Origin of the sequence: Sphingomonas sanguinis, assembly GCF_001476905.1 — a bacterium.
Classification (GTDB): Bacteria; Pseudomonadota; Alphaproteobacteria; order Sphingomonadales; family Sphingomonadaceae; genus Sphingomonas; species Sphingomonas sanguinis_B.
Genome location: NZ_LDTE01000095.1, coordinates 1 through 9,732 on the forward strand (window position 1 = coordinate 1; position 9,732 = coordinate 9,732).

8 protein-coding genes are annotated in these 9,732 nt (G+C 65.8%); all 8 read left to right on the forward strand.

The genetic code is table 11. From position 1 onward, the window contains the following. The coding region (gene tssF / locus SB4_RS14155; protein ID WP_153006224.1) for a type VI secretion system baseplate subunit TssF at nt 1–1,047 on the forward strand (1,047 nt) is incomplete at its 5' end. Then, nucleotides 1,011–2,051: a type VI secretion system baseplate subunit TssG gene (tssG, locus tag SB4_RS14160; RefSeq protein ID WP_058753098.1), complete on the forward strand. Its 1,041-nt coding sequence runs from the start codon at nt 1,011–1,013 to the stop codon at nt 2,049–2,051. The genes tssF and tssG, both read left to right, overlap by 37 nt. Next, complete coding sequence (locus SB4_RS19095; RefSeq protein WP_082670183.1) at nt 2,048–2,998, forward strand: N-acetylmuramidase domain-containing protein; 951 nt, start codon at nt 2,048–2,050, stop codon at nt 2,996–2,998. Before tssG ends, SB4_RS19095 begins: the two co-directional genes overlap by 4 nt. A gap of 3 nt (nt 2,999–3,001) precedes the next feature. After that, nucleotides 3,002–3,643 carry a hypothetical protein gene (locus SB4_RS19660; RefSeq protein ID WP_153006225.1) on the forward strand — a complete coding sequence of 214 codons (642 nt, stop codon included), beginning with the start codon at nt 3,002–3,004 and terminating at the stop codon, nt 3,641–3,643. Between the two features lie 259 nt (nt 3,644–3,902). Further along, nucleotides 3,903–6,494 carry a type VI secretion system ATPase TssH gene (gene tssH / locus SB4_RS14170; protein ID WP_058753078.1) on the forward strand — a complete coding sequence of 864 codons (2,592 nt, stop codon included), beginning with the start codon at nt 3,903–3,905 and terminating at the stop codon, nt 6,492–6,494. A gap of 101 nt (nt 6,495–6,595) precedes the next feature. Continuing rightward, nucleotides 6,596–7,441, forward strand: coding sequence for an NlpC/P60 family protein (locus SB4_RS14180; RefSeq protein ID WP_082670184.1), 846 nt, complete (start codon nt 6,596–6,598; stop codon nt 7,439–7,441). Beyond that, a complete protein-coding gene (locus SB4_RS14185) occupies nt 7,423–7,905 on the forward strand; it encodes a hypothetical protein (RefSeq protein WP_058753081.1) in 483 nt (160 codons plus the stop codon). The genes SB4_RS14180 and SB4_RS14185 overlap by 19 nt, the downstream gene beginning before the upstream one ends. Nucleotides 7,906–8,035: 130 nt before the next feature. After that, complete coding sequence (locus tag SB4_RS14190; RefSeq protein WP_058753082.1) at nt 8,036–9,730, forward strand: ShlB/FhaC/HecB family hemolysin secretion/activation protein; 1,695 nt, start codon at nt 8,036–8,038, stop codon at nt 9,728–9,730. Nucleotides 9,731–9,732: the final 2 nt, after the last annotated feature.

Here is a 9,732-nt window from a genome sequence, read left to right on the forward strand (position 1 = left end):
GATCTGCCCCGGCTCGACCGTGCCTTTGCCGATAGTCCCAAGGCGTGTGACGTCGTGCTGCTCTTCAAGCGGTCCGCACCCGTGCTGCACAATGCGGTCGAGCCCGCCAATCTCCGCCTGTTCGCCACGCCCGCGATCAATCTGTTCGAGAAGCAGCTGGGCCGCGTCCGCGTCTCGCGCTTTGAGCATGAGCACCACGTCATCCCCGACCGCGCCCGGCCGCTGGATTTCGAGGTGTTCCGCCTGCTCGACGTGCAGGCCTATTCGGCGAACAACACTGATGCGCGCACCGTCGCGCCGCTTTATGCTTATGGCGCGCTCCTCTACGACTGGAACGAGGCGCTATTCTATACGACGCAGCTTCGTCCCCGGCGGCTGTCGACCCGCGAACAGAAACTGCGGCGGCGCGGCGAATATACCGGGACCGAGACCTGGATCAGCCTGACCGCGCCGGGCGATGCCACCCGACTGGACCAGATCGACGAGCTGGCGGTGCGCGCGTTGGTCACCAATCGCGAACTGCCCGAACTGCTCCAGTTTCGCGGCGACCAGCATTTCATCGTCTCCGGCGTGCCCGCCCGCGCGGTCAGCGTGCTGCGCGCGCCGACCCGGCCCAAGCCGCCCATGGGCATGGGCGATGCGGCGTGGCGGGTGATCGGCCATCTGACGCCCAACTATATGACGCTGGCACCGGAGGATGGCGACGATCCGCAGGTGCTGCGCGATCATCTGGCGCTCTATGGGCGACAAGATGATGCCGCCTCGCGCCGCCAGGTCGACGGCGTGGCGGCGATCCGCTCGACCCGCGTGGCGCGACGCGTGCCCGGCATGGACCGGATGGCGATCGCGCGCGGGCATCGGATCGACGTGACGCTGGATGATGCCGCGTTCGACAAGGGGCGGATGTTCCTGTTCTCCGCGGTGCTTGAACGCTTCCTGGCCGAGTTCGCCAGCATCAACGCCTTCACCGAGACCCATGTGTCCAGCACCAACGAAGGGGAATTCCAGCGATGGCCGCTGAGAATCGGCCGCCGCCACAGCATCTGAGCTTTTTGCAGGCGGCGGCGGCCGCGCGAAAGCGTTTCGGGCTGTTTCCCGTCGTCCGGGGGGCAGAGGCACGTGCGCCCGAGCTGCCACGTATCGGCCTTGCCCGCCGCCCCTCCCAGAGCATCACCGACCTGACGCAAGTCCCGACGCTGGCCTTCCCGGACTCGACGCTGGAGGAGGTGGAGGTCCGCCAAGGGCGTGCGCGGATCGGTGGCTTCTGGTTCGGGCTGACCGGTCCGATGGGGCCGCTGCCCTCGCATATGACCGAATTCGCGGTGTTCGAGCACCGCTATGCCAAGAAGCGGCCGTTCGGCGGCTGGCTCGATCTGCTCGCGGGGCGGATGCTGCAATTCTTCTACCGCGCCTGGGCGGATTCGCAGCCTGCCGCGCAAGCCGATCGCCCGGCCGATGATCGCTTCGCCGATCATGTCGCGCGCCTGACCGGTGCGGCGGAGGGCGTCGGCGATGCCAGCGACTTCCCGGCACGGGCGCGGCTTCATTATGCCGCGCTGTTCGCGTCGCGGCGCAGTGCCGGTGCGATCGAGGATGCGATGACCCATCTGCTCGGCCAACCGGTCCGCGTGCTGGAGTTCCAGCCGCGCTGGCGCGAGATCGACGACGCGGACCGGACGCGGCTGGGCCGCTCCTTTTGCGGCTTGGGGAACGAGGCGATGCTGGGCGGCCGCGCCAAGATCGCCTCCGATGCCTTTCGGGTGGTGATCCGCGCCCGCTCGCGCGCGGATTACGAGGCGCTGCTGCCGTCCGGCGCGCGGTTCCGTATCTTGTCCGAAGCGCTGACTGCCTTCGCCCCCAGCCACTTAGAATGGGACGTCGCGCTGGAAGTCGAGGGCCGCGACGCCCGTCCCGCGCGGCTGGACGGCACGACCCGTCTCGGCTGGACCGGCTGGCTGGGCGGCGGCGGTGAGGGCGTGCGGGGCGATGCGCATCTGCGGCGTTCTGCAAATACGGCGATAGAGTCTCAGTATGGGGAGGCGTTACGATGATGATTGCAATGCCCGTTGGAGCAAGGCGGCCCAATCGTGCGACAGACGTGCGAACCATCCAAAGTCTATTGAACAATGCGCGGCATCGCGTGGCAGGGCAGGAATTACTGCGCGAAGACGGTATTTTCGGACCACGCACTGCTGCGGCAATCAAGCGATATCAGTTGCAAGTGTTGCGCTTAAGTCGACCTGATGGCGTGGTCGATCCCGGTGGCCCGACACTTAGGATGCTCACGCTCACGGGGAGAGGAGACGCTAGCGGGCGCCATCCAAGGCCTCGCACACCGCCGCGTCCATCACCTCGTCCTGCAGATGTGCACCCAGCTTCTGAAACGGGGCAGGGTGCACCCATTGCGTTGCGTAGCAATGGTGTCGATCGACACGGTATTAGTGACGCTTCGTATATAGATATGGCCCGGCGTTTAAACTGCGAGGTCGCCGCTATTAGATCGGTCGTGGAAACTGAACTGGCAGTGGTCAAAGCATTTGATGAGCAGGGGCGGCCGCGTATTCTGTTCGAGCGGCATAAATTTCATTACCATACCAGAGGTAGGTTCGATGCTTCTGACCCTGATCTAAGTCATCCGAAATGGGGTGGGCACGGCAAATTATCCGCGCAGTATCCCAAGCTGGAGCGGGCAATGCGATTGGATCGCATCGCTGCCCTGAAATCGGCAAGTTGGGGGGCATTCCAGATACTTGGTGAAAATCATGTCCAAGCGGGACATGCCACCGTCGACAGCTTCGTCACGGCTATGAAAAGTGGGATCGGCGCGCAAGCCGAAGCATTTGTCTCCTTTGTCTTGGCGGATCGGCGCCTTCTGGCTGCGCTACGTCAGCGCAATTGGGCGGTGTTTGCACGAATTTATAACGGACCTGCATATCGCGATCATGACTATGACGGGCGGATGCGGGCCAATTACCAACGTTTTGCGAATGGAGGCTGAGCCATGCTGAAACTGGGATATATTGTGCTGCTTGCTGCGTCAGGCATGGCCGCCTGCCACGCAAGTCCGACCGCGGGCACGGTAAATGAGGCGGGTGGTGCTACTCAATCTCCGGATTTTGCCGTACCTTTAGCACCAACGCCGTCCCCGACCTTTCAAGCTGGATTACGGCTCTCGGGGCCTGCCGCGGCGGATGCGATCGCCGCGGTCGAGGCGGAAGCGGCTCGCCAGAAGATGGCCGCAGTCCGTATCGATCGCTCCCAGTCATTCAATGTCGTTGACGGCGGCAAGACCGTTGCGACGCTCGTGACCGGGCGGGGTAACCTTCCCGATACCACGTTGAATGGCTGTTTCGTTGCCATGCTTCAGGGCCATGAAACCATGTTGATTCCAACCCTGGGCTATGGCGAATACGAGGCGGAGCCCTGTGGCGGGCCGCTTGCGGTCGGGTTCTTGTCCAGTGGAGCGATGCCCCGGCTTGGTATCGTATTTCGCAGCTATTCGCGAGAGGCAGAGCAACTCGTACCCATTGTTGTCGAGTGGGATCGGTCGAACAATACGATGTTGATCGACGACGACGCGTCGCGGCGTGCACTTGATGCGGGGGCGACCTCCATCTCGGCCATGCGTAAGATCGCGAAGTAGGTTGATACTGGTGGCCGTCGGCAGACGCCGCATTGGCGAACTCCTGCTCGGCCGCATCATGATAGGCTATCCGCCCACAGGCGGCTCCGCGTGGCAAGACCCGAGGGGTTTGGCGGCTGACTGCCAGCCATGACTGCATCACCCGCCCTTTGACTCGAACCGTCCAACAGTAACGTCATCACACCATGCAACATTCTGTCATCGAGATCGTTGCACATCCGAAACCGGGCTTGAGCCCGCGCCATTCCGGGGGGAGCGCATGACCGAGATCAGCCGTGCATCATTGTTCGGGCGACTGGACGCGGCTGCACTGACATCGATTGAATCCGCCACCGGCTTTGCCCGGATGCGGGGCAACCCTTATGTCGAGCTGGTTCACTGGCTCCACCTGATGGTGCAGGACCCGCAGGGTGACGTGGCGGCGATCCGGCGGACCTTCGGGCTGGACGAGGCGAAGCTGGCGCGCGATGTGGTCGGCTCTCTCGACATATTGCCGCGCGGCGCCTCGGCGATTTCCGACTTCGCGCCGCAGGTCGAGGAGGCGATCGAGAAGGGGTGGCTCTATGCCTCGCTGCAATTCGGGGCGGCGAAGGTCCGGACCGGTCACCTGATCTATGGCATGTTGCGCACGCCTACGCTGCGCAACGCCCTGTTCGCCACCAGCAACGAATGGCGCAAGGTGCAGGTCGAGCGGTTGGGGGCCGAGTTCGCGGCGATCCTGGGCGTATCGGCCGAGCCCGCTGGAGCTACGGATAGTCCGTCCCCGGCGGCGGCCGCCACCGGCGAGGCCCTGGCGCGCTATTCGGTGGACCTGACCGCCAAGGCGCGGGCGGGGGAAATCGACGCGATCGTCGGGCGCGACGCCGAGATTCGGCAACTGGTCGACGTTTTGCTGCGCCGCCGGCAGAACAATCCGATCCTGATCGGCGAGGCAGGGGTCGGGAAGACCGCCGTCGTCGAGGGCTTTGCCCGGCGCATCGCCGATGGCGACGTGCCGCCTGCGTTGCGCCATGTCGAGGTCCGCGCGCTGGACGTGACGCTGATGCAGGCGGGAGCGGGCGTGAAGGGCGAGTTCGAAAAGCGCCTTCGCCAAGTCATCGACGAGGTCGAGGGCGCGGCCACGCCCGTGATCCTGTTCATCGACGAGGCGCATACGCTGATCGGTGCGGGCGGACAGGCGGGGACGGGGGATGCCGCCAACCTGCTGAAGCCTGCGCTGGCGCGGGGGCGGCTGCGGACGATCGCGGCGACCACCTATGCCGAGTATCGCCAGTATTTCGAAAAGGACCCGGCGCTCACCCGGCGCTTCCAGACGGTCGATGTCGCCGAGCCGGAGGCGCCGGTCGCGATCGCGATGCTGCGTTCGGTCGTGCCCGCGATGGAGGCGCATCACGATGTCGTGATCCTGGACGATGCGGTGGCGGCGGCGGTTACGCTGTCGCAGCGTTACGTTCCCGCCCGGCAACTGCCCGACAAGGCGGTCAGCCTGATCGATACCGCCGCGGCGCGGGTCGCCGTGTCGCAGAACGCCACCCCGGCCCCGGTCGAGGACCAGCGGCGGCGACTGGCCTTGCTGGAGGTCGAACGCGGCATCGTCGAGCGGGAGATCGAGGCGCGCTATCGCTCCGGTGGCGATCTGGGCGGCCTGGACGAGGCGATTGCCCAGGCGCGCGGCGCACTGGAAGCGATCGAGGCGAAATGGGCCCAGGAAAAGGCTGCGCTGGAGGCGGTGCGGACCGCGCGCGAGGCCGGTGGCGAGGCGCTGGAGACGGCTTTGGCCGAGGCGCGAGCGGCAGCGGGCGATGCACCGATGGTGTTCGGCGTGGTCGATGCGGACGCCGTCGCCTCGGTCGTCGGGGACTGGACCGGCATCCCGGTCGGCCGGATGGTAAAGGACGAGATCGCCAGCGTCCTGACCATCGCCGACGCGCTGAAGGCGCGGGTGATCGGCCAGGATCATGCGATGGAGGCCATCGCCAAGCGCATCCAGACCAGCCGTGCCAAGCTCGACAACCCGGACAAGCCGGTGGGCGTCTTCATGCTCTGCGGCCCGTCGGGTGTGGGCAAGACGGAGACGGCCCATGCCCTGTCCGAGCTGCTCTTTTCCGGCGACGATTCGATGATCGTCATCAATATGAGCGAGTTTCAGGAGGCGCACACTGTCTCCACGCTGAAGGGCGCGCCCGCAGGCTATGTCGGTTACGGCCAGGGCGGCGTCCTGACCGAGGCGGTGCGGCGGCGGCCCTATAGCGTCGTGTTGCTCGACGAGGTGGAGAAGGCGCACCCGGACGTCCATGAGATGTTCTTCCAGGTGTTCGACAAGGGTTTCATGAACGATGCCGAGGGACGGCATATTGATTTCCGCAACACGGTGATCCTGCTGACATCGAACGTCGGGACCGACCTGATCTCGACTCTGGCGGAGGACGAAGAGATGGCTCCCGAGCCCGAGGGGCTGGCGACCGCGCTGCGCCCCGAACTGCTCAAGGTGTTTCCGCCTGCCTTGCTCGGCCGGTTGCAGGTGCTCCCTTATTATCCGCTGTCCAAGACGGTGCTGTCCGGGATCGTCCGTCTGCAACTGGGGCGCATCGAGCGACGGATCGCGCAGCATCATGGCATCGCGGTGACGATCGATCCGGCGGTGGTCGATCATATCGTCGCGCGCTGTACGGAGATCGCTTCGGGCGGTCGGATGATCGACGCGATCCTGACCAATACGATGCTGCCCGACATGTCGGTCGCGCTGCTGGAGCGCAAGATGCGCGGCGAAGAGGTCGCGGAGATCGCGGTCGGGGTGGAGGGCGATCGGTTCACCTATCGGTTCGATCCGCAGCCCGGCGATCGAGCCTAGGTGCACGACGTGACCAGGAGATGAATTGAACTGAAAATAGTTCGCATTGCCAGGACTTTGGTGCGACGCTAATAATAGCCGAACAACTGAAGGAGCATGATATGCGCCTGATGGAAGTTGATCAGGGGTGCCGGGGCCAACAGGTCCAGATGTTGCAGCACCTTTTGAACACCACCGGCAAGGTTCGGCCTGTACTGGAACTGGATGGTGTGTTCGGGGTGCGCACCGACCGCGCGGTTCGTCAATATCAGGCGGGTCGTGGCCTTCCGGTCGACGGGATCGTTGGTGCGCGGACTTGGCGCAGCCTGGGTGCCGGACCTTCGTCCTTGCCACCGCCCCATGTGCCTGCCGCCCGGGCAGTCGGATCGTCCATGCCCACGCGCAACGTCCCCGTCGCCGGTATCCGCAATCTCCCGCCACCGGTCGAGGGTAAGCGTGCAGCGGCGGCCCCGGCCGGACGTGGCCGCGCGATGGTGGGGCCGCCGGGCACAGGTATCGGCGCGCCTTGGATGCGGGTGGCGCAGGCCGAGATGTTCGTCGCCGAGGTCGCCGGGCGCGGCAATAATCCGCGGATCATGGAATATCACGCGACGACCACGCTCGGAAGCCAGCCGGACTCGGTGCCGTGGTGTTCGTCCTTCGTGAACTGGTGCCTGCGCCAGGTTGGCATACGCGGCACGAACAGCGCGGCGGCGGCGAGCTGGGTGAATTGGGGGCAGGGGCTAGAGATGCCGCGCTATGGCTGCATCGTCCAGTTGCGCACCGCACGACAAGGCCATGATCGGGCGACCGGATCGTCGTCCGGCAATCATGTCGCCTTTTTCGTCTCGCAGACCGCGACACACATCACCCTGCTGGGCGGTAACCAGTCTCAACAGGTGAAAGAGTCGAATTACCGGCTCAGCAGCTATGACATAAGGGCGATGCGATGGCCGACCGGCGGATGATCCTGTTGCTGGCGATCGCGGCGATGGCCGTCCCCGCCTGTTCCTCGGCCGAGCCTGCGCTCGGGCAGGAAGGGCAAAGACAGGCCCAGCGTAACCCAGCCCAAAGCGGGGTAGTCCAGCGCGAAAGCTGGGGCGATTATTGGACACGCTTTACCCGTGCCGCGCGGGCCGGGGATGCGGCTGGCATTGCGGCCGCGAGCGCACCGGTTGTCAAGCAGCATGGTATCCTGGACAGTGATCCGATCGTATCACTGCCGCGCGCGAAAGTGGCAGCGGTCCTGGCTGGGCTAATGAACGATCCGGCGCCGATCGACGTAAAGCGGCGGACGTTGCGTTCGGCTTTGGCGGCTCCGGCGCCTGCGCGCGATACCGGCCAGCCGCTCGGCTATCGCCGGGTCGGTCCGCTCGAATTCCGTCAGCTTCGCGGTCGCTGGTTTCTGACCGACCTCTATGTCGAGGATTAGCGGCGGATCATCGCCGGGAACGACCATAACAGCATAGCGCCGCAGGGAGCGGCAGACATCAGGGGAACGGGTTTTGCGATACGGGACAGGCCTTCGCTGGGGGGCGTTTGCGGGCATCATCGCCGGAGTCATGGCGGGGCCGGCAGCGGCGCAGGTGGCCGGGCAGGTCGGGGGGCAGGTCGGTCTGCCGACCCGACAGGAAGTGACGCCGCCGACGCCGCAGCCGCGCGCCGAGTCGACCGCCACCGTCGACTCGCGCGGGGCGCTGGCGGAGGCGAATTGCCCGTTCGACAGCTCGCCCTTGCGGCTGACCCTGCAACGTGTGGCGTTCACGCGGCCGGACGGCTCGCCGTTGCAGCCACAGATCGCCGAGGCCTTGTCGGGACTGGAACTCCCCACCGGGGATCAGCCGATCGCGGTGGTCTGTTCGGTGCGCGATGCGGCCAATGCGGCGTTGCGGCGCAAGGGTTGGGTCGCGTCGGTGCAAATTCCGCCGCAGGAGATCACCGATGGCGTGCTGCGCCTGCAGGTCGTGACCGCGCGCATCGTCGAAGTGCGGGTGCGCGGCGACGCGGGCCGCTATGAACCGTTCCTGCGCCGACGGATTGCGGCGATCCAGGCGCTCGATCCGCTGAACGAGCGCGAGGCGGAGCGTATCCTGCTGCTGGCGGGCGACGTGCCGGGCCTGGACGTCGCATTGTCGCTGCGGCCTTCGGGGGGCGAAGCCGGGACGGTGATCGGCGACCTGACTATCAGTTCGCGTCGCTTCGCGCTGTTCGCCAATGCGCAGAACTATAACTCGGCGCTGCTGGGCCGTGAGACGGTCTATGCGCGGGGCGAAGTCTATGGCCTGACCGGGCTGGGCGACATCACCTATCTGGGCGCGTCGACCACGACCGATCTGAAGGAGCAGATCATCGTCCAGGGCGGGCATATCTTCCAGCTGGACGATGACGGTGCGACCTTTGGCGGCCGGGCCACCTATGCCTGGTCGCGGCCGGACCTGGGGGCGCTCGACCTGCGCACCAACACGCTGATCGCCGGGATCGACGTGACCAAGCCGCTGATCCGGTCGGTGCGCGGCAATGCGCGGGCGCGGGCCGGCTTCGATTTGGTCGACCAGATTTCGCGCGTCGGCGGCGGCGATACGGCGGTGACGCTGACCCGCGACCGGTTGCGCATCCTGTTCGCCGGGATCGACGCCGACAAGCAGTTCCTCGACGCCGACGGCCGTCCCTGGCTGTCGGTCGCGTCCTCGCTGGAGGTGCGCAAGGGGCTGGGCATTTTCGATGCCAGCCGCTCGGGTTTCGCCAGCGGCCAGCTGACCTCGCGACTGGAGGGCAATGCGCGGGCGCTGGTCGTGCGCGGCGTGGTCGACGCCACGTTGTCGCTGGGCCCAATCTTCAGCATCGCCGGGCTGGGGCAGGTCCAATGGACCAACGATCCGCTGCTCAATTACGAGGAGTTCGCGCTCGGCAGCCTGACCATCGGGCGCGGCTATGATCCCGGCTCGAACAGCGGCGACCGCGCGGCGGGCGGCCATGTCGAACTGCGCGCGGATCTGCCGCTGACCTCGGCGCTGGGCACGCAACTCTACGGCTTCTTCGACCATCTCTATCTCGAAAATCTGGACCGCACGCGGATCGAAGGGCCGCGCAGTTTCGAGAGCGTGGGCGGCGGCCTGCGCCTGTCCTTCCCCAATCGCCTGGTCCTGGACGTCGGTTACGCCAAACCGCTCGATCGTGCGTTGTTGCTCGACAAGCAGCGGCCGCCCGCGCGTGTGCTGGTCTCGCTGACCGTCCAGTTCCGTGACCGCGCCCGATAGGA